The organism is Chitinophaga sp. MM2321 (assembly GCF_964033635.1).
GTDB lineage: Bacteria > Bacteroidota > Bacteroidia > Chitinophagales > Chitinophagaceae > Chitinophaga.
The window spans coordinates 6,255,004-6,275,580 of sequence record NZ_OZ035533.1; the positions used below are offsets into that span (position 1 = coordinate 6,255,004).

The window sequence follows — 20,577 nt, forward strand, 5'->3', positions numbered from 1 at the left end:
AAACCTGCTATGGTAGCGGGTTATGTTTTCTGTTGAAATAAATTCTTAAAAAAAATGAAATAAGATTTTGCAAAAATGAAAATTTGCCTATTTTTGCAATCCCAAATCACGCAAGCGATAAGGGAAACACTCCTCCTTAGCTCAGTTGGTTAGAGCATCTGACTGTTAATCAGAGGGTCGCTGGTTCAAGTCCAGCAGGGGGAGCACACTAGACGGGTCCGCAGCAATGCGGACCTTTTTGTTTTTAGTCACTTCGAAAGCCTGGTTATTTCTAGTGATAAGCGTGAACACTTCATTGCGCATCTACCCATCTACCTGTTATTCAATTCCCGATGTTTTTGTTGCGTATACTATTAATACTCATTATCGATTTCTATGTTTATTTTTAATTAGTTTCGATTTCAGACTTTCTATCCAGATGTAATTATGTTTGATATAAATAAATTTTTAAATATTAATCCAAACGTTGATGACTTATTAAATAAGGGTATTAGCCATATAACGGAAGCTTACCACGATTCAATTAAAGCGGGTAAAAACTCGTATGCTTATGATGCACATACATACCATACCAAGGTGCCTCCTCAGGGTATCGAAATATTAATTAAATACTATACAAAAGAGAATGATGTAGTGCTGGACCCTTTTTGTGGTTCAGGAATGACGGGGCTAGCCGCTATAAGACAAAATCGCCATGTTATTCTTTCAGATCTTTCGCCGGCAGCGGTTTTTATTGCGAAGAATTTTACAGCTACCTATTCTGTTGAAGCATATAAAAAAGCAATTGATGATATTCTGAAACAATTGGCTTCTTTAGAAAAAGAACTTTATACAACACAATGTGCAAAATGTGCTCAACCAACAATTCAAAATTATACAGTTTGGAGCTATGGTTTAATTTGTAATGAATGCAATGAGGAATTTATTTTGTGGGATGTTGCCAGAGACGAAAAGCCTTCCTATAAAGAAAGTAAAATTCTCTCTCAGTTTCAATGCCCTAATTGCCATAAAGTAATAAAGAAGGGTAAGCTTAAAAGAACGAAATTAAATCCGGTGTCAATTGGCTATAAGTGCTGTGAGAAAGGGTTGAAAGATACTGTACACGTTCCTACAGCGCAGGATTTTAAAGCACTACAGGAAATAAATACCATTAAGATTAATAAATGGTATCCGAAAAATAAATTCCCTTCAGGTGTAAATACCGGTCAATTGATTAATCATGGATTAGATTCAATTGACAAAATATATACGCATAGAGCTTTGATCGCATTAGCTGAGATTTGGGATAGTTGTATAAACTATAAGGTAGCAGCACTCAGACCATTATTAATGTGGACATTTACGTCATTGTATCAACGGGTATCTGTTCTATCTGAATTTAGATTTTGGGGAGGAAGTAGTAATACAGCAAATTATAATGTTCCTCAAATAATGAATGAACAGAATGTATTTAAAACATTCAAAAGAAAGGCGAATACTATTGTTCTCCACCTGGATGAAATAAAACAGCATCTTTCAAAAAAACATATTAGCGTTGGAAGCGCAACGGATCTAAGTCATATACCAGATAACTCAATAGACTATATTTTTACGGACCCTCCTTTTGGCTCTAATATTAACTATTCAGAAATGAACTTTCTTTGGGAAAGTTGGCTACAGGTATTTACGGATAATACGAAGGAGGCTATTGTAAATAAAGTACAAGGTAAAGGGGTACAAGACTATAAAGCATTAATGACTACTAGTTTTAGTGAGATGCACCGGGTTTTGAAGAACGATTCCTGGTTGACCGTTGTATTTCATAACTCTTCAGGAAAAGTTTGGGACGCCATTAGAAATTCTTTGTATGACGCAGGGTTCTTTATAAGTGATGCCCATATTTTTGATAAAGAACATGGAACATTTAAAATGTTTGTTTCAGATAATGCTGTTGGGTATGATTTGATTTTACACTGTCAGAAGAATGACTTATTGGTAGGACATGCGGTAGTAGAAAAGTCTATTGAAGATTTTGTCAGGGAAATGATGAAGAAATCTGATTATGTTTTTAGCTTTATACATGTTGAACGCAATCCTGAAACAAACTTTAGAAAGTTATATTCAGAATGGATCGCTCATCAAATTGTGAGTAATAATATTAATATTTCATTCGATAATTTTAGAAATATTGTATCAAAAATAATTGAACATGCCAAGACCGAGAACGCTAGCTGCCTTTAATGAAGATGAGAAAGCATTAATTCAAAAGTATTTAGGAATCAAGGTTGCTCATATGATGGGACGGAAGTTGGAAGAAGGCGACTGGTCGTATGTCTATTGCAAAGCAAAGGGCATTGCGGAAAGAGGCTGGAGTAATTTGGATATTGATATCATTTACAATAATATAGGGCTTGAACATAAAATGTTGTGCTATCGTTCAGGTTTAGATTTGGCAAATGCATACGGGACTACAGCAATGCACCCCTCATTAACCCGTTCAATAAGGATACCTGATACCAAAGACCCTAACGAAGCAATGGCTAATTTATTAACGCAATATGCCGAGTTGGTTAGAAATAGAAGGGATAAGGTAGCCATGCAGAATAAATCGGACCTTGCTGTTGATATGCGAACAGGTTGGTTATTGTGGCAGGAATCATTAAGACAGTTTCTCTATTTCGAGGAAGAAATGTTGGAGCCGGATCCGTCAGAGTATGTTGCAGAATGGAAAGAAACAATTGGAGGGGGAAGCCGGAAGAAAAGTGTGAACTTATGGATTTATGAGAAAGAAACAGGAAAGAAAAGATATTCAATAACAACAAGTGCCGGCGCTAAAATACAACCCTATTTTGACGTTCCTCCACCGACAGATCCCAATGTTTATCTATTTACCGTTATAGGAGAAAATATAAGAGCCGGCTACACGCGCATCTGGCTAACTGATAATACTTTCAACGAACTAACCAGGGTTTTAGCTACTACTGACGCTGATATTATCAGTGATAGACTCGTTGAAGTTTGTTCGTCTATTGAAGCAAAGGAAGAGACGGACCCTTTAACACACATCGAAGACGGCGTTAGTCTTGAAATAAGAGAGGATGCCTATAAATTGCTCATTGAAAGCGTAAAGGGCGTCAGTGATGAGCATAGTATGAAGCTTGTTTTGGCGCAAATTAAATAGTTTTCTGTTTGTAACTAATTTTAAATCAATTACTTAGTGATAATCTTGTAGCCTTTATAAATGGAGCTCAGTATATGGTTAGTTGAAGTTCAAATTGGAGTGAAAATGAACTACAAAATACCTCTTGGCGAGCTATATTTTAAATATAGCTCAAAAAAATGCCTAATGTAGCTCATATATGAATTTGCAGTAAACACGTATTTCTAGCTTCCGGGTAGTACACCGACCCGCTCCTGCTACAATCCTTCCAGTTGCCTGAATACAGGAATCAGGGCTTTCCCTCTTTCAGATAGTATATATTCAATATGCAATGGTTTCTGCTTAATGATGTTCTTTTCCAAAAGGCCCTCGTTCTCCAATTCTTTTAATGCTACCGACACAGATTGCTTATTGGAGCCTTCCATTTGCCGGAGTAAGCTGCTGAAGCGTAAAGGCCCTTCCACGGCCAAACGGAATATCTGCGGCTTCCATTTGCCGGATAGCAGCTTTAAGAGTCCTTCTGCGGGACAGCTTTCAGGATTTGTATGTTCCTCGTTGGTAGTCATCTTTTTCTGACTTATTGTTTAGGTGGGTAAGTCAATGCAACTTTGTAATAAATAAATTAATAAACTATCCGGTAAGCTTTACCGGTAAAAAATAAATAATGATGAAAGATACAAACAAAATTAATCCTTTATTGTGTGACCCGGTAACGGGTGTTTGCGAAATACCGGGTATAGCCGGTAATCCGGAAAAACAAATGATCAGCACCAGCACCAAAGCTATTAAGATTATATATTTCACGGACCCTATCTGTTCTACCTGTTGGGGAATAGAGCCGCAACTGAGAAAACTGAAACTGGAATATGGCGACCTGATAGAAATCGACTACCGCATGGGTGGTTTATTACCATCATGGGACATCTATAACAGCGGCGGCATTGGTAAGCCTTCGGATGTAGCACACCACTGGGATGAAGTGAGTGCTTATTATGATGCACCTATTGATGGAGATGTGTGGCTCGAAGATCCATTGAGTTCTTCCTTCCCTCCTTCTATCGCTTTTAAAGCTGCACAAATGCAGGATACAGAGAAAGCCGTTTCATTTCTGCGCATAAGCCGTGAAATGCTGTTCCTGGAAAAAAAGAATATCACCAGGTGGGAACATATCGAACGGGCTGCATTGGAAGCCGGTCTGGATCCGCTGCAACTAAAAACAGACTATGAAGGAAAGGCAGCACAGCTTTTTAAAGAAGACCTGGAACTTGCCCGTCAGATGGGTGTAAGAGGATTTCCATCCCTGTTTTTTTCCGACGCATCCAATAAGCAGGTTTTTGTGTACGGTTACAAGCCTTACGCAGTATATGAGAAGGCTATCCTGGAATTGTTGCCGGAAGCAGAGAAGCAACAGGCAGACACTACATGGGAAGGACTGTTTAAACACTATAGCAGCCTGTTTACGAAAGAGTTTTCTGTGCTTTCAAACAAAACAACAGCAGTAGCGGAAGAGGAACTGAACAACCTGTACAGCCAACAAAAACTCGAGAAGAAAGTAACAAAGAATGGAATACTATGGACATTAAGAAGTGCCGGCCAATAATAAAGTGACAGCATATTTATTTATCTCCCGGTATTATTCTACAAGGAAAAATAACAAACATATAAAATCGGAGATCTTTTGAAACTCCGATTTTATATGTTTACACAGTTTTTGAGATAGTGCCCTCCGAGGGCCACTGACGTGTTAAATGGCCCGGTCAAGATGAACATACCCCCCATCTACGTGAATTAATTGCCCGGTTGTATGAGACGATTTATCCGATAAAAGGAACGCAACGGTATTGGCAATTTCTTCTTTTGTAGTAAAGCGGTTCTCTAAAGGGATTTTTGACATGATACTTCTTAATTTTTCTTCCGGATTATCAAATGTTTTGATCCAGCTTTCGTACAATGGTGTATAGCAATTGGCTACAACAACTGCATTCACCCGTATCCCGTACTTTAATAACTCAACCGCCCATTCCCTGGTTAGTGCATTCCGGGCTCCGTTGGCCGCCGCATAAGCAGAGGTGCCCCCCTGTCCTGCTTCCGCTGTCATGGAACTTATATTTAAGATACTTCCTTTAGATTTTTTTAGTTCCGGCAAAGCATAATGTGCCATCATGTAATAATGTATAATATTGTTATGCATGCTCTCCATAAATTCTCCATAGCCTCCACTCTCCAATCCTACGCCATCGTTTATTCCAGCGTTATTCACCAATCCATCAATCCGTTTAAATTCTTCAATAACTTTTTTAACGGCAATTTTACTGTGTTCAGGGTTATTCAATTCAATCGTTATTTTGAATGCCTTACCTCCACTTTGTAAAATATCCGATACCGTTCTTACATTATCTTCCTCATCCCTTCCAACGATCACAGGTATTGCGCCTTCACCAGCCAATGTTTTACTGATCCCCTCTCCTATACCTCTTGCACCACCAGTAACAATAATAACCTTATCCTTTAAATTCAAATTCATACATCAATATTTATTACTTTAAAATTCTTTTCTTTTAAATGTGTATCGAACAAATGACTTTATATTTACCAGCCACTCGCCAACACATCTGCTATATGCATTGTTTTAATAGCATATCCTTGTTGCTGGATATAACCGTCCAGATGCATGAGACAGGATAAGTCGGTAGAAATAAGATAATCGGCTTTTGTTGCAATAGCATTCAGTACTTTTTGCTCTCCCATGCCAATAGAGACTGGCTCAAATTTTACGGCGAAGGTGCCGCCAAACCCGCAACAGACTTCGCAATCGGGCGCTTCCTGCAACTCCAGACCCTTTACATGGGACAACAGTTCGCGCGGCGCAGCCTTTATCCCACATTCCCGCAAAGCGCCACAAGCATCGTGATAGGTACCTGTGCCATGAAGGGTGGCACCTACATCACTTACATGTAATACCTGCGTTAAAAACTCCGTGAATTCGTATAGCCGTTCGTTTAATTGCAGTAATTGTGTATGTGCCGCATTGTTATCAAAAAGTTTTTTGTAATGGTTGCGCACAAAACCTATGCATGATCCGCTTGGCGCAACAATGTAATCTGCGGTATCAAAATCTTCCATAAACTTTCTGGCTACTTCCTGGCATTCATTCCAATATCCGGCATTGAAAGCGGGTTGTCCGCAGCAGGTTTGCTTGGTATTGTAGCTAACCTGGCATCCCAGGTGTTTCAAAATTTTTACCATGTTAAAGGCAGTTGCAGGAAAAAACTGATCTACAAAACAGGGTATAAAGAGTTGTACTTTTATCATTTTATTTTTTATTGTTCCTCCCATTGCTGGTTAAAAGATTTTTTCGCAAACACCGGCAGGCGCCTGTGTGTGCCCCATGCTTTGGTAAACAACTTGCTGAAGACAAAGTTTTTGATGCCGCCTCCGGCGAGATTCATCATTCCGCGGCTAAGGCAAGCCCGTTTCCACACATACCAGGCTAACTTTTCGGCGCGGGAAGTATAATTCTCCTTCACCGCCTTTTGGCGATTATACAGCAAAAGTTCATGCAGGTTAATATGTACAGGACAAGCTGCTGTGCAGCTGCCACATAAGGTAGAAGCGTTACTTAAATGTTTGTATTCATCGATACCCCGGAGGTGAGGGGTTATCACAGCCCCGATAGGGCCACTGTAAGTGGTGTCGTAAGTGTGTCCACCAATATTCTGAAAAACCGGGCATACATTAAGACAAGCACCACAGCGGATGCAATAGAGGCTTTCCCTTGCAGTAGTATCAGACAATATATTGGTGCGCCCGTTATCCAGCAGGATTACATACATTTCTTCCGGCCCGTCTGTTTCATTTTGTTGTTTGGGGCCTGTAAAAATGGTATTGTATACCGTAAGTGTCTGGCCGGAGCCAAATGTTGCCAGTAATGGCCAGAACAAATCCAGGTCATAAACAGATGGCAGTACTTTTTCTATCCCGGCAATAGCAATATGCGTTTTAGGGAAGCTGGTTGTTAACCTGGCATTTCCTTCATTTTCTGTAACGGCTACTCCTCCGATATCTGCAAGTAAATAATTTACGCCTGTAATACCGATTTCTGCATCAACATACCGTTGTCTTAGCTGTTCTCTCGCTACCTGCGTGAGTTGTTCCGGAGGAAGGTTAGGAGCTACCTGCAGCTTCTCATGAAACAATGCTGCCACATCTTCCTTGCTCTTATGCATGGAAGGCGCCACAATATGGTACGGCGGCTCTCCGGCTAACTGCTGTATATACTCTCCGAGATCTGTTTCTATAACATCAATAGCATGATCCTCTAAAAATTTATTCAGGTGGATTTCTTCTGTAACCATCGACTTGCTTTTCACAATACTCTTTGCTTTCTTAGCCTTACAGATTTCCAGGATTTTATCCAGTGCCTGCTGTGCATTCTCCGCCCAGATCACTTTTCCGCCATTTTTTGTAAACGCAGTTTCAAATTCTTTTAAATAGGTATGCAGGTGTTCTATTGCTTCCCATTTTATATTCTTTGCTTTTTGTCTGATTGCCTCCAGATCTACGAATTGATCCTTTCCTTTTTTAAAGGCTATATCTGATTGATGCAGACTAAAATTAATTTTCCTCCTGTGCTCCAGGTCGGTGACCTTTTTTTCACTCTCCGCTAAAAAGGTTTTATGCCGGTGACTCATATCTGCTTATTGTTTTTGATATACAGTTGGATATTTTATAAACCAAAGAAACTGCCCGCTTACCTGAAAATGTAATACAGTGATACTATCATGATGATCAGCAGGAGAGAAAGACGTTTGTAATTAGCCAATCCTTTCCAGCCGGGGCTTTGCAAAGGTTCCCGGATAGATTTCCAGTATAGCTCCCGGCTGTGGGAAGTATGCTGAACGGGATACACGTAAGAGAAAACGACCTGTATAAAAACACAAACACAAAACAAGTAAAATGCCATCATCATAAAAGGAATTTCAGCCATCAGGGTATGTGGGAATATTTTATTTACGGTATATATCAGTGCTCCGAGTAATGAACCGATCCATAAAGTGAGCTGGGCAGCCTTGGCGGAAGCCCCTTTCCAAAAGATCCCCAACAGGAAAACACAGGTAATAGGTGGAGCAATATGTGCAATAATATCATTGAGCCCATTAAAAAGACTTTCGTAGCTGTTAAGCAAAGGCAGTAAGGCAATAGACAACAACAACGAAACACCTACAGATAACCGCCCTATACTTACCAGCTGTCTGTCAGTAAGATCGGGTCTGAATTTTTTGAACAGATCATAACTTACCAGGGTAGAGATGGAATTTAATGCGCCGGATACCTGGCTCATTAGCCCCGATAACAAAGCCGCTACCAGTATGCCAATAGCACCTGTTGGTAATAACTGCGTGATCATAAGGGTATATATACCTTTGCTATTGACTACGTGTTCACCGGAAGCGGTGATGTGGGTAATTGAATCCAGGTTAAGCAATCCTTTCTGCGCCAGGGCATAAGCGAATAATCCCGGCATTACAAAAATGAAGACCGGTAAGATTTTGATAAAACCGCAGAACAGGGAACCTATACGGGCATTATTTTCGTCTTTGGCTCCCAGTACACGCTGTACTATCGTCTGATCTGCACACCAATACCAGATACCTAAAATGGGATAGCCCAGGAATACGGCATACCAGGGCATGCCACTGGGGTCACCTTTGGGACGTAGCATGGATATTTTTTCCATACTTCCGCTACTGTGCAGTACATCTACAAGAGAAGACCAGCCACCCAGTTTTATCCAGGAAGCGGCCGTGATGATCAGCGCACCGGCTACCAGCACTACTGTTTGTATCGACTCCGTTACTACTACCGCCTTTAACCCCCCGATAACCGTATAAAGGGTCACCAGTAAAGAGATAATAATAACGCTCACGTACATATTAATTCCGAAAAGCGTTTCCAGTACAATACCTCCGGCCAATAAAGAGAATGCTATGTGAATGATGATAGCAGAAAATATGGAGATAAAGGTCAGCCAGTCTGCGCAGGCCCTGTTATATCTTTTCTCCAGGAAAACGGGCAAAGTAGGTACCCCTGATTTAATATAAAACGGTACAAAAAATAAGGCCAGCATAATCAGTACAAAGGCGGCCATCCACTCAAAGTTGCCATTCAGTAAGCCGGTGTCGTAGCCGGACTGGGCGAGGCTTACGAGGTGAAGACATGAAATATTTGTTGCAAATAAAGCCAGTCCGATCATTGGCCAGCGCAAGGTTTTTCCCGCCAGGAAATATTCCCGGGCATTGGCTGACCGTTTTTTCTTTAGCCCTATCCATAATCCTACACTTACAATGCCGAGGATATATACAATGCTAATGGCGAGATCTGTTTTTCCAATCATAAAAACGCTGATTCAATTTATTCAATTACAGATGCGGGATATGGATAAAGTATTGCTATCGATGCATCCCTTTATATTCGTATGGTCTTTTACGTTATAACGTTTTTATTAGCCGCATATGACAAGCCTCATCTGCCAGGCGTCCACATGCGGGATCAGGAATTTCCGGTAAGGTCCATCAGCTCCTGATGCGTGTATAACAGTTTCCTTACATGCCATGTCGTACACCTTAATCTTTTCATTCTCTGTCCGCAACATTAGTTCAACGTCTTTGGCCGCATCGAAAGAAGCATTGCTAAAGGCGATCGCTATTTTACCATTTTCGGATTCACGTATCCACAGGTTTATCTTTTGGAAAGAAGCTATATAACCAGGCAACTTGTCTTTGGAGAGCCAGCGGAAAACGGATTTCATCTGAGAGCTTTTGGAGAGGTTTTCCATGAAAATCCAGGGATAATAGCCCGCCACACAAATGCGGCCACCAAGTGGATTTTCAAAAACGCCCATCGTACAATCCGCCACTTCCTTATCCGCATAGTCAATGAGCCCGGAAATAGGCTGTGCTGTTTTAGCGGTGGCTTTAAGTGCGCTGGCTGTCGACTTCCAGAATGATTGGCGGTTATCCCGCTCTCTTCCTGCAAAATTTCCATTTAATGGATGGTTGTTAAGCTTTTCTATACGATCAACAGTGGCGGTGTTGATGACTTCAAACCCGGTCAGATGCCCGAAATTCATCTCATTTAATTGCTGCAGCGTTTCTGTATCCATATATACACCTCCGGAAAGGATAGCTTCAATTTCTTTCCTGGAAAGGGCGTAAATACTATTCATTCCCAGGATGACAACGGAGGCAGATTTCCCTGAATAGGCAGCAGGCAGCCCTATATCATAAATTTCGTGCCTCGGAATTGGAGTACTGCCACTGAACCAGTTGCCACTATTGGGATTACATGCAATAAAGCTATCCTTATTCCAGAAAGTCTGAATACCGCTTATTCCCGCACGCCCAAGTGATCGGGTCATCAGATCAAAGAATGGTCTGGCCTGTTGCAACCGGGCAATGAGGGGTTCATATTCATCCAGTGGTTCATCGTAAAAGGAAAGAACATTGAATGCAGCACCGGTACAACCGGCGGCAATATGGGAGCAGGTTTCCAGCACCACCATCTCCGCAGCTTTTTTCAGGCGTTGATAGGGGAAATTCTCAATTTCGGAAGGAATAGCAAGTATTTGAGCCGGCAGTACGGAAACCTGTCTGCCGATATCGTGTGATTTTCCCACCAGTTCTGCTGTTGCATTATCCTGATAGTACCCGCCACCAGGGCGCCACATTACGGGGGAGTGACCGGGCCCGGCCAGTGTGGTGGCCCAGTTTTCAAAATCATATCCTTCATAAAAACGATCACCGGTCATAAACCCAAGCGGCATACCGGGATGGATGTCATGTACCGTTGTTTCAATAAGTTTAAATAGCCGGGTAATCGTATTCCGGTTATGTTGCAGCCATGTTTTCCGGAATTTTAGTTTCGTATTTATATCGCCTTCATTCATTGTTTTTTTCAACTGCTCCCGGGTATATTTTACACCCGTTTCCGTTTCGAAAACCGCTAAACAATTATGACAGAAACAAGTTTGAACAACCGGCATGTGACCCGCCAAACGAACATCATCATCTATCCAGATATAATCAGGATTCGCGCGTGCTGTCATTGTGTAGATAGCCCGGATATATTCCTGGAAACGCGTATCATTCGGGCAAAACGCCCCCCTGGAGACCTGTCCGTCAATATCTGTCAGATGGGTATAATTACCCTGTAGTGAATTGTCCAGGTTTTCTTCATGATGACCGATGGTAGTGAGGATATTGATACCTGATTTATATCCATTTTTACGTGCCTGTTCCATCCTGTCTTTAAAAATATCCATCCGCTGTTTGAATGTAGACAGGGGAAGCGGTGCATGTGTTGTAGAAGTAAAGAAAGTAATTTCGTCTGTTACGCCCTTGTATGTATTAAATAGGTCCAGTAACGCTGCATACCTTTTTTCAGGAAGCGATTGTTTAATGCCGATTCTGAAAGAAATGAATGACCTGTCAACCTGTGTATTCCATAATAGTGGTGTATGGCGCTGCCCGTATTCTAAACCGGTGGTTGCTGAAAAGAGGTCTAGCGGAAAGGCCGCACCGGCTAATGCAAGTCCTGAAAGCTTTAAAAAATCTTTTCTGGATGTACCCATAGTGAAACGTCTTTGTGCTATAAAAAATAATATTTAAAATATTCTCGGAAGACCTAATTGCGATTTTCCTGATGCATGATATTTGACAACTTCGTTGGCAGATGGATTTTCGCTGGTATGAGACCAGTCTGCCGTGTTTACACCTTCCGGAACAATTACAATGACTTCCCCTGGCTTGGTTTTTAGTGCTGCTATGTCTCCACTAACGGGGTAGTTAAGATTATTCAAACTGGATTTTGCAGTTGCTTTTGCCCATGGTAGCTTTATCCGGCAGGTTTCTCCCGATTTACTTTTAATACAGATCCATTGAACCTCTCCTGATTTAATTTCGGAAGAAACGATGAAGCCGCCCTGTGCATGCAACGTAAACCGTCCGGATTTATTAGCAGCAAAAGCAGGCGCTATCCTTACCACATCATCATGACTTTGGAGTAGTGATTCGTTCATTGCAGTAGCGAGTACCGACATGGATTCCATAGAGGTATGACGGAACGGCCACATTGGAAAAGGGAATCTTTCTTTTTCCGGTGCAGCTACATCCTTTACCATGTTTTTTCTGAAAAACAACTCGTTATCTTTTCTAATCTCACCTTCCATACCCCAATGGCCCCAGCCATTGCAGTAGATCTGCCACCGTTCCGGGAAATTGCTGAGATCAATCGCCAGATCATCTGCAAGGCCCAACCTGGCCATTACTATCGGAACAGGGTCCCATCCTGTGCATTCAGGGCCATATAAAAGGGTGGTAGTTACCATCGTTTTAAACAGGCTGTTATCTTTTTGAGATAACCCTATCAGGCCGGATGGGAAAACAGGTGAAGATGGAACGCTTGGGAATATGCCGTCCAGCAGCTTTAGTCCGTTTCTTTTACTAAGGGATGAATATGCCGGGTCATCTTCCGGAAAATAACCATATGCAGGATCGCCGATTTTAAAATAAGTATTGAGCCATTTTTTTTCTTTAATACCCCAACCGGCTGCGGTGATCCCGTCTGCAGGAACCGGACGCCCTTTATAAAGACCCCAGTTAATTTTATACCCCGCCCCTTCCGCGATGATTAGCCCTTCGGAAGCCTTTACAACAGGGAGTGGCGCCATATTCTTTAACATCTCTTCCCACTTCTTTGCCTCCGCGGTATGCTTGCCTGCTGCTTTCAGAGCTTGCAGTGCCGTTGAGAAAATGGCCATCCCATACGCCAGTTCAGTAAGACCATCTTTCAATTTTATCCAGCCTTCATAACCGGTACCTTCTTTAGCATGGTATAATCCATCACTTTCTTTTACAAAAAGTGATTCAAAAAATCTAGCCGCTTCAAGAATAAAGGGCAGGGCTTTTTCTTTAAGGAATATTGCGTCGTTTGTGTATTTATATTGCCGCCAAAAGTCTAATGCTATTTCAGCTACAGGGGTATGATTTTCTGATGTGTTAGGGGAATTATATCCGTTTCTGTTTGTAACATCCGCAATAAAGGCACCGGGAGCATGATATATATCCCGTGCATCCTTTTTTGCGTACGGCAGTGAATTAAACCTGTAATCCAGGTAAGGCTTTACAAGCTCGTGATAACCTGCGGCATTCAGCGGCCAGTAAAGCTGTTGTTGATTCCAGTGAAAATAATAGTTCCAGTTTTGTACATCCCGGTCCCATCCCCATAACCCGTTAATGAATCTACCGGGGTATTTACCGCCCTGTGAAGCGTTGGCATAGTACATGGTCAGGTGCCACAGATTATTTAAATAATCGTCCCCATAATCCATGAAGGAACAGTTCCAGATTGCTTTCCATGCGGCCAGGTGGTTACTGTGGAGGGAGCCGGCGTCTGTTTTCCGTACCTGTGATAACATCGCTTTGAATGTGGCTGTGGGTCCGTCTTCCGGAGATGTTACTGCAAACGCGAGCTGCGCCTCTTTTTTAGCATTGCCGCTCAGCGAAATAGTAGCATTCCTGGAATGCTCCCTTTGGTAATCTACTTTTAAGCCATTTGTTTTAATGACAGTTCCACCAACTGCGAATGTGCCACCTGACAACTTTTGCGTGATATAAACACTGTCATCATCTGCAAATGCTTCGGAGCCCGGCAGCCCGACAGCTGCATCCCGGTTGATCTGACTATACCAACCAGAGAAAGTTCTCGAACCAAAGCGTTCTACTGACACCTGCAACGGTACATTTTCATTTAAACTGCTTCCCAGTTCGCAGGAAAGTACGCCGGAGCTATGGTCTATGAAAGCTTTCAGATGCACCGTTCCGAATGGGCTGCTGCCATCAAGGCTCAGCGAAGCGCCGGCAAGATCCAGCCGACCTTTAAACCCGGAAAGATATAAGGTATTAAAAACCGGTAATTTGAAATCGATAATAATGCGGCAGGCATGTCTTAATGTAGTATAGTGATCCTCTTTTTCGTTCTTCCAGTTATTGGATGCATCAGGTTTTGCATCGTCCCACAGGTCACATTTGTTGACTGCAATAATTATTTTTGAATCTTCGCACCAGCACAGCGCACCCACATCCCCATTACCTAACGGGATGCCCTGCATAGGATCAACCGGAGGACTCAGGTATACCAGGTCGTACTGGGATATCCTCCCGGGCCATTGAATATCCCAGGTGCCTGTTTTCGGGTCAAAGGCTGATTTCAACCGCTGGGCTGCCAGGCGGTTTCCGGTAGAAAAAACGTGTAGTGGCAAGGCGGCTCCTGCTATGCTGAGACCTGCCAGTTTCAGAAATTCTTTTCGGGTAGTGATCATCATAAATTATTTTCTGTTAGAGCACTAAAAAAGTGTTACTGTTTTGCAGAAGCTTGCACGAATGAGGTGCCCTCCGGAAAATAGCTTTCATAAAATTCCTTCATCGGGCCATCGTACATGGCTACACGAATAGTACTCCAGGTGGCCTGATCACCGGTGGCGTAATAAAGGTATGTTTTGCCTGCTGTCTCAATCAGATCCACATCAGAGTTATTCTTTCCTTCTCCGGCACTGGCTTCCAATACAGGATTAAAGGGGCTAAGCTCCCAGTTGGACAGGTCTTTTGATCTTGCCATAAAAGATGTCCATTCCTGATGTTCGCCCTTGCCGGCATGCAGGTAGATCACATAATAATATGGCTTCAGATAACGGATCACCGGACATGCCGAGTATTCCCTTTTTTCGCCTGTAAATACAATGCCTGGTATCTTCTCCCATTTTGCTAGGTCTTTGGAGCGGGCAAATTTGAAACAAAATGCTACCGGCTTATCAGATTCATAAGCCATCAGGTAGCCTTCTTCATCCTTACACACGGAGGTATTAAATAAGTGCTCATCCCCTTCCGGCAGTATCACTTTTTCCTGTGTCCATGTTTTCAGGTCCGTTGTCACAAAACGGTCGATACCATTGGAGTTAATCACTTTACCGAAATCACTGAAATCCAAAGCGAAAACGTTTAATTCCGGACCGTTCACAATGGCGCTTACAAAAGAGTGGCCAGTACCAAAGCGGCTTACCTCTTCTCCTGTTTTCAGGTTTTCAATGTAGAGGTAAGCATCTTTACCTTTTGCATCGGCGCCTCCCGGTCTGTAATTGCCAACCAGCAGCAGGCTGGAATCAAAAAGTACCGGCGTATTTTCCATAGGCGTCCGGCCCGTTTGTGAAAACGCGAATGGCAACTTTGTGAGTTTTGGCTGCACTTGCACTGCCTCCGTATGATTATTTTGAGCGCAGGATGATAATGCGCAGATAACAAGCAAACAATAGTAAAAACGTGTGCAGTATTTCATCATGTCAGATCGGTTTAATGTGAATAGGGTGATGCATACAGTTATGCGCTGATATTGCTTCCCGGTGCTCAATAGCCGGGATTCTGTTCCAGTTTATCGTTATTATCCAGTTCGGATTGTGGGAACGGCCAGAGATACTGTCTTTGATCAAATACCAGGAAATTACCGCCTGCATCTTTGATCGTAGGTAGCAGTGTATGTGCAATGTGCCAGCGTTTCAGATCGAAATACCGTATACCTTCTATCGGAAATTCTATTTCTCTTTCGTGACGGATATAATCCCTTACCAGTTCTTTTGTTTTATATTTTGATTGATCGATGGAAGGCATATTTACACCAGGGCGGGATCTAACCTCGTTAATGGCACTATAAATGCTGGCATCCGGACCACTTGCTTCGTTCTGTGCTTCTGCATACATCAAAACAACGTCGGCATAACGGAGGAGTACAAAATCCCAATCATTACGATAAGCATTTGCATAGTTACCTTCAATGGAAGTATCAATATATTTCCGGTTTTGTACCCCGGTTGGATTAAAGGTAGCATACGTGTAGAACCCCGGCCAATCCTGACCCGGGAGCCTGATCGTGTAATAAAACCTGGGATCGCGCTTTGAAAAAGGATCAGCTGCATTGTATAACGGTGATTCCTTGATAGACTTTCCATCTATACATTCAAAGGCATCCATAAAATTCTGACGGTAGAATACGTGGGCGGTATATTCAATATTCATCCCGTAAGTACTATGTGCATCGGGACTAAGGTATTTGCAGGAAAACATTATTTCCGGGTTGTTTTTCTGTCCGGCTTTCAGGAACAGGTCCCGGTAATCATTACTGATACTGAATTTACCGGAAGTCATGATTTGTTTTGCCAGTGTAGCAGCTGCTTCCCATTTTTCCTGGTATAACAATACCCTGGTCTTTAGTGCCATAGCACTGCCTTTTACGGCATGCCCATCTGTATAGGCCTCATCCTGCAAATTGGAAATGGCAAAGTCCAGATCTTCTTCTATAAATTTGAAAACATCTGCGGCACTACTTTTGGCTACTTTAGCGGCATCTGCACTTTCCGGCGCTGTTTTATACAGTGGTACACCCCCAAAGCAATTTACCAGGTCAAAATACCATAACGCCCGCAGGAACTTTATTTCTCCTTTATACTGGTTCATTTTAGCTGCGCTGACAGAGGTCGCCTTGTCTACATTATCCAGGAAGAAATTACAGGAAGCAATGCCTTTATAACAGCTGTTATAAACAATGCTTACGGCTTCACTGCTGGTACTGATATTGCCAATGCTCATATCGGAGATACTGAGTAAGCCCCAATATACGTAGCCAACGTCACTTAGTCCGTCCAAATATCCCCTTTGATAATTTAAAGAACTTCCACCAAAGCCGCCACCTCTCAGCCGGTCGTAGCAGCCCGCTACAGCCATTTGCACATCAACATCGCTTTTCCAGAAGGTTTCGCTGGAAACCTTATCAAGTGGATTTTTATTTAAAAGGTCTTTGCTGCATGCGGAACAGATCAAGAGGAAAATGATGGCTCCGGCAGCTTTAAGCATATTTATCTTTTTCATAGTTATTTTCTTTAGAACTTGAAGTCAACACCTGCATTTAAAATACGTACCTGTGGATAGTAGAACGCACGGCCACCACCTGGTCCATCCATTCTTCTTTCAGGGTCCATTGCCGGATATTTTGTAAATGTGAACAGGTTATCTCCTGAAAAATATACCCTGATACCTTGCGACCAGATTTTCTCCGCTACACGTTTTGGCAATGTATAGGAGATATTGATGTTCTTTATCCGCAGGTAGGAGGCATTTTGCAACTGGTAAGTGCTTTCATACGCATTAACACCGCCATAGCCGCCGATAGCACTGCCGGCGCCTATATACACTGCCGGAATGGTATTGCTGGGATTTGTGGGGGTCCATGCATCCCTGAACCTGGCCTGTGGTGGATCTCCCTGTACAAAGGGATCCCATCCCCAACCATAAATTCTTGATTGCAATCCCTGAACACCCTGGAAGAATATGGAGAAGGTAAATGCTTTCCAGGCAGCGTTTAAGTTAAGGGAGTAGCTGAATTTTGGATAAGGAGAATAGGATACCCGGTCTTTTGCATCAACAACACCGTCTCCGTTCTGATCTTTTATTTTTATATCTCCTGGCTTTGGCGCAAACAATATCTGCTTGGGAGATTTATCAACTTCTTCCTGCGATTGAAAAATGCCGATCATTTCATACAGATAAAATGAATTATAGGGAAGCCCTGCTTCGTTGATCCCTTTTGTTGGCGTCACAATAGAAATGAGCTTGTTTTTATATGTTGACAACAGCATGTTGACGCCATAGGTAAACTCGCCTATCGTATTATTATGACGTAGTTCCATTTCCCATCCGGTATTCTGCAATTCCCCGTTATTGGTGACAGGGCCTGTTAAGCCGAGACTGGCCGGTACGGGTTGTGTAGCCAGTACGCCGGTCGTATTTTTCTTAAACCAATCTACGGTTACCCCAAACAATCCTTTGAAGATATCTATGTCTGCACCGAAGTCAATTACTTTAGTGGATTCCCATTTCAGGTTTTTATCTGTCAATCTTGTTAGTACTACCCCTGGCGCTTCTGCCGTACCAAACGGATATTGCACAAAACTGAGAATGTCCTGGTAAGGGTAATTACCTATCTCCTGGTTTCCCAGTACACCCCATGAGCCCCTGAATTTCAGGTTATCCATCCAGGTTAACTTTTTCATGAAATTTTCTTCCGATATCCTCCATCCGGCAGATACGGATGGAAAAAGACCCCACCTGTTTTTATCTGATACACGGGAAGTTCCATCATAGCGGGCATTGGCCTGCAATAAATATTTGCCTTTATAATCATAATTCAAACGCGCGAAATATGACCGCAGGCCCCATTCATAGGCAGTACCACCAACGGTTTGCCCATCGCTGCCACCTGCATCCAATTCAACCAGGGTTGGGTCAGGGAATACTACTTTCCTCCCTGAAATACCCTGATACCTGAAAGATTGTTGTTCGTATCCCGCTAAAACTTTCAAATTGTGATCACGCGCAATCTGGGTTTCATATGTTAAAACGGAGTTCAGTGTTGGCAATATGGATTTATTATAGTTATCCGTTACCCCGGTAGCACCAGGAGCGGTAACAGCAGGATCTATAGAATAATCCGACTGACCTGGCAACTTTTGATAATAGTAATGATCCAGCGTTTTATATACCCAGTCCTTTTGTGTATTATCTGAATATTGAACAGCGGCTCTCGTAGTCCATTGCAATCCTTTAAATAAATTAACATCTGCATACACCTGCCCGTTAAACCCATAGTTTTTGGTAAACCGGGCGCCGTTGGAAAAGGCAACAGGGGATGTGGCATTATGAGGCTCAAAAGGATATGCCATTGAAACTTTTCTGCCGCTGCCATCCGGCAGAAATGGGCGATAAAGTGGTCCGTTTTGTATGACGGACAAAACACTTGACTCCGTCCAACCGGGAGGTTCATGATTATCTTTAAACACCGTACCGATAATGGTTCCCACCTTGATCGCCTTGCTCACCTGGTTCGTAAAATTCAGTTGCGCGTTGTATCTTTTATAATTGATGTTAGGCAAAATACCATCCTGGTTTAAATAGTTCATGGAGAACTTGTACGTACTTTTTTCAGTGGAATTGGACAAGCCCAGGTAGTGGTTAACGGATGTAGCGGGATTGAAATAGTAATCCATCCAGTTAAAATTGGGATAAAGATTTTTGTCAGTCGCATTTGCATATGCGTCAATCTGCTCCTGTGAGTATATGGGAGACATCCCCGATCTTGTGAGGGCTGAATTATACATCTGCATGTATTCAGCTGAATTATAAATGAGGTCAGGTAGCTTCGTAGCTGCTTGTGATCCTACATCCAGTTTGTATTCAATGGATCTTCCTTTTGATGCTCTTTTGGTGGTGATGAGAATAACGCCGTTTGCAGCCCTTGAGCCGTAAATAGAAGCGGAAGCGGCATCTTTCAGTACCGTAACATTTTCGATATCGTTTGGTGCAAGGTTCGTGATGGAGCCAACAACACCATCTACTAAAATTAAAGGAGCTGAAGAGGCGCCAAAAGAACCTAATCCACGTACCTGGAAAATGCCATCATCCTTTCCGGGTTGTCCGCTTGGTTGCGTTACCTGCAAGCCGGGAAGACGGCCTTCCAGGAGATTGGAAGCATTTGTAACGGGCCGCTGTAGTAATGTGTTTGAAGAAACAGTTGAAACAGCACCGGTAAGATCTGCCCTCTTTTGTGAACCATAACCTACTACAATTACCTCATTCAATGAGCTTTCTTCTTCGGTCAAAACAACATTGATCGTTGTTTTCCCTTTTACAGGAATGATTTGAGATGTTGATCCGATCATTTTAAACAGCAGCGCATCATTAGAACCTACATTGATTACATAATTTCCATTGGCATCTGTGACAGTGCCCTGGGTGCCGGTTTGCGCAACTATCGTTACGCCTGGTAAAGGTGATTGGTCGCGCCCCGCGGTAACTGTACCGCTTACTTTTATTGTTTGTGCGGATACAAAATGCGCAAGCAACAATAAAAATAGGCAACAAGTGGTAAATTTAATTTTCATGCGTGTCATAAATTTAATTTTAGATTACGATGAATCACAGTTCATACATACCCTTTGAATTGTAATCAAGGATTTGTATAAAGAATAAGATGAAAATGGGGAAGGTGTCTGCAGACTTTGTTCGGGATACTACATGAATTTATAAAGCCATAAACGATAGGTTTTGGTTAATACACTAAATCCTTTTAACTGTTGAATGCCTGGTTGTGCAGGGTTTCTTCCTGCTGAAATATTGCTAATTTATTGCTGCCCTGCTTTTACGCACTAACGGGCCTGTTACTATGAAAGTGGAATTGCGATTCACCTGACAATGCCATAAAATTAATGTGATAAAGACAGGAGGCCAATAGAGGATATGGCTATTATACTGGATTATCCTATTATTTTTCAGAAATGTACG

The 20,577-nt window shown here is 42.4% G+C and carries 13 protein-coding genes and 1 tRNA gene; 4 read left to right on the top strand and 10 right to left on the bottom strand.

From position 1 onward, the window contains the following. Nucleotides 1–130 precede the first annotated feature (130 nt). From ABQ275_RS24625 to ABQ275_RS24635, 3 genes are all read left to right on the top strand, one after another. Nucleotides 131–204: transfer RNA gene (locus ABQ275_RS24625), tRNA-Asn, on the top strand. A gap of 222 nt (nt 205–426) precedes the next feature. Beyond that, nucleotides 427–2,220: a DNA methyltransferase gene (locus ABQ275_RS24630; RefSeq protein ID WP_349315804.1), complete on the top strand. Its 1,794-nt coding sequence runs from the start codon at nt 427–429 to the stop codon at nt 2,218–2,220. After that, nucleotides 2,189–3,160: a hypothetical protein gene (locus tag ABQ275_RS24635; protein WP_349315805.1), complete on the top strand. Its 972-nt coding sequence runs from the start codon at nt 2,189–2,191 to the stop codon at nt 3,158–3,160. The genes ABQ275_RS24630 and ABQ275_RS24635 overlap by 32 nt, the downstream gene beginning before the upstream one ends. A gap of 236 nt (nt 3,161–3,396) precedes the next feature. On the opposite strand, the gene ABQ275_RS24640 is transcribed toward ABQ275_RS24635, so the two are convergent. Then, a complete protein-coding gene (locus ABQ275_RS24640) occupies nt 3,397–3,705 on the bottom strand; it encodes a helix-turn-helix domain-containing protein (RefSeq protein ID WP_349315806.1) in 309 nt (102 codons plus the stop codon). A 98-nt stretch (nt 3,706–3,803) separates the two neighbouring features. Between ABQ275_RS24640 and ABQ275_RS24645 the strand changes: the two genes are divergently transcribed. Beyond that, on the top strand, nt 3,804–4,739 hold the full coding sequence (locus ABQ275_RS24645) for a DsbA family protein (protein ID WP_349315807.1): 936 nt from the start codon (nt 3,804–3,806) through the stop codon (nt 4,737–4,739). A 144-nt stretch (nt 4,740–4,883) separates the two neighbouring features. Here ABQ275_RS24645 and ABQ275_RS24650 read toward each other — a convergent pair whose 3' ends face one another. The 9 genes from ABQ275_RS24650 to ABQ275_RS24690 form a co-directional block, all read right to left on the bottom strand. Continuing rightward, nucleotides 4,884–5,663, bottom strand: coding sequence for an SDR family oxidoreductase (locus ABQ275_RS24650; RefSeq protein ID WP_349315808.1), 780 nt, complete (start codon nt 5,661–5,663; stop codon nt 4,884–4,886). A gap of 65 nt (nt 5,664–5,728) precedes the next feature. Continuing rightward, entirely contained in the window at nt 5,729–6,451 is a 723-nt protein-coding gene (locus ABQ275_RS24655; RefSeq protein ID WP_349315809.1) for a (Fe-S)-binding protein, read from the bottom strand. Nucleotides 6,452–6,459: 8 nt separating this feature from the next. Continuing rightward, complete coding sequence (locus tag ABQ275_RS24660) at nt 6,460–7,830, bottom strand: LutB/LldF family L-lactate oxidation iron-sulfur protein (protein ID WP_349315810.1); 1,371 nt, start codon at nt 7,828–7,830, stop codon at nt 6,460–6,462. Between the two features lie 59 nt (nt 7,831–7,889). Then, the gene (locus ABQ275_RS24665) at nt 7,890–9,533 is read right to left on the bottom strand and encodes a sodium:solute symporter (protein WP_349315811.1); all 1,644 of its coding nucleotides are present in this window, start codon (nt 9,531–9,533) and stop codon (nt 7,890–7,892) included. A 108-nt stretch (nt 9,534–9,641) separates the two neighbouring features. After that, nucleotides 9,642–11,768 carry a hypothetical protein gene (locus ABQ275_RS24670; protein ID WP_349315812.1) on the bottom strand — a complete coding sequence of 709 codons (2,127 nt, stop codon included), beginning with the start codon at nt 11,766–11,768 and terminating at the stop codon, nt 9,642–9,644. Between the two features lie 33 nt (nt 11,769–11,801). After that, nucleotides 11,802–14,519, bottom strand: a complete 2,718-nt coding sequence (locus ABQ275_RS24675) for a glycosyl hydrolase family 95 catalytic domain-containing protein (RefSeq protein ID WP_349315813.1) — start codon at nt 14,517–14,519, stop codon at nt 11,802–11,804. A gap of 32 nt (nt 14,520–14,551) precedes the next feature. Further along, nucleotides 14,552–15,415 carry a hypothetical protein gene (locus ABQ275_RS24680; RefSeq protein WP_349315814.1) on the bottom strand — a complete coding sequence of 288 codons (864 nt, stop codon included), beginning with the start codon at nt 15,413–15,415 and terminating at the stop codon, nt 14,552–14,554. A gap of 179 nt (nt 15,416–15,594) precedes the next feature. Continuing rightward, nucleotides 15,595–17,109: a RagB/SusD family nutrient uptake outer membrane protein gene (locus tag ABQ275_RS24685; RefSeq protein ID WP_349315815.1), complete on the bottom strand. Its 1,515-nt coding sequence runs from the start codon at nt 17,107–17,109 to the stop codon at nt 15,595–15,597. Between the two features lie 11 nt (nt 17,110–17,120). Next, nucleotides 17,121–20,177, bottom strand: a complete 3,057-nt coding sequence (locus ABQ275_RS24690) for a TonB-dependent receptor (RefSeq protein WP_349315816.1) — start codon at nt 20,175–20,177, stop codon at nt 17,121–17,123. Between the last annotated feature and the right edge of the window lie 400 nt (nt 20,178–20,577).

Coding starts and splice junctions, on each gene's coding strand:
- ABQ275_RS24635 (WP_349315805.1), top strand. CDS start 2,189: ATGCCAAGACCGAGAACGCTAGCTGCCTTTAATGAAGATGAGAAAGCA.
- ABQ275_RS24660 (WP_349315810.1), bottom strand. CDS start 7,830: ATGAGTCACCGGCATAAAACCTTTTTAGCGGAGAGTGAAAAAAAGGTC.
- ABQ275_RS24640 (WP_349315806.1), bottom strand. CDS start 3,705: ATGACTACCAACGAGGAACATACAAATCCTGAAAGCTGTCCCGCAGAA.
- ABQ275_RS24670 (WP_349315812.1), bottom strand. CDS start 11,768: ATGGGTACATCCAGAAAAGATTTTTTAAAGCTTTCAGGACTTGCATTA.
- ABQ275_RS24645 (WP_349315807.1), top strand. CDS start 3,804: ATGATGAAAGATACAAACAAAATTAATCCTTTATTGTGTGACCCGGTA.
- ABQ275_RS24650 (WP_349315808.1), bottom strand. CDS start 5,663: ATGAATTTGAATTTAAAGGATAAGGTTATTATTGTTACTGGTGGTGCA.
- ABQ275_RS24675 (WP_349315813.1), bottom strand. CDS start 14,519: ATGATGATCACTACCCGAAAAGAATTTCTGAAACTGGCAGGTCTCAGC.
- ABQ275_RS24655 (WP_349315809.1), bottom strand. CDS start 6,451: ATGATAAAAGTACAACTCTTTATACCCTGTTTTGTAGATCAGTTTTTT.
- ABQ275_RS24665 (WP_349315811.1), bottom strand. CDS start 9,533: ATGATTGGAAAAACAGATCTCGCCATTAGCATTGTATATATCCTCGGC.
- ABQ275_RS24630 (WP_349315804.1), top strand. CDS start 427: ATGTTTGATATAAATAAATTTTTAAATATTAATCCAAACGTTGATGAC.
- ABQ275_RS24690 (WP_349315816.1), bottom strand. CDS start 20,177: ATGAAAATTAAATTTACCACTTGTTGCCTATTTTTATTGTTGCTTGCG.
- ABQ275_RS24685 (WP_349315815.1), bottom strand. CDS start 17,109: ATGAAAAAGATAAATATGCTTAAAGCTGCCGGAGCCATCATTTTCCTC.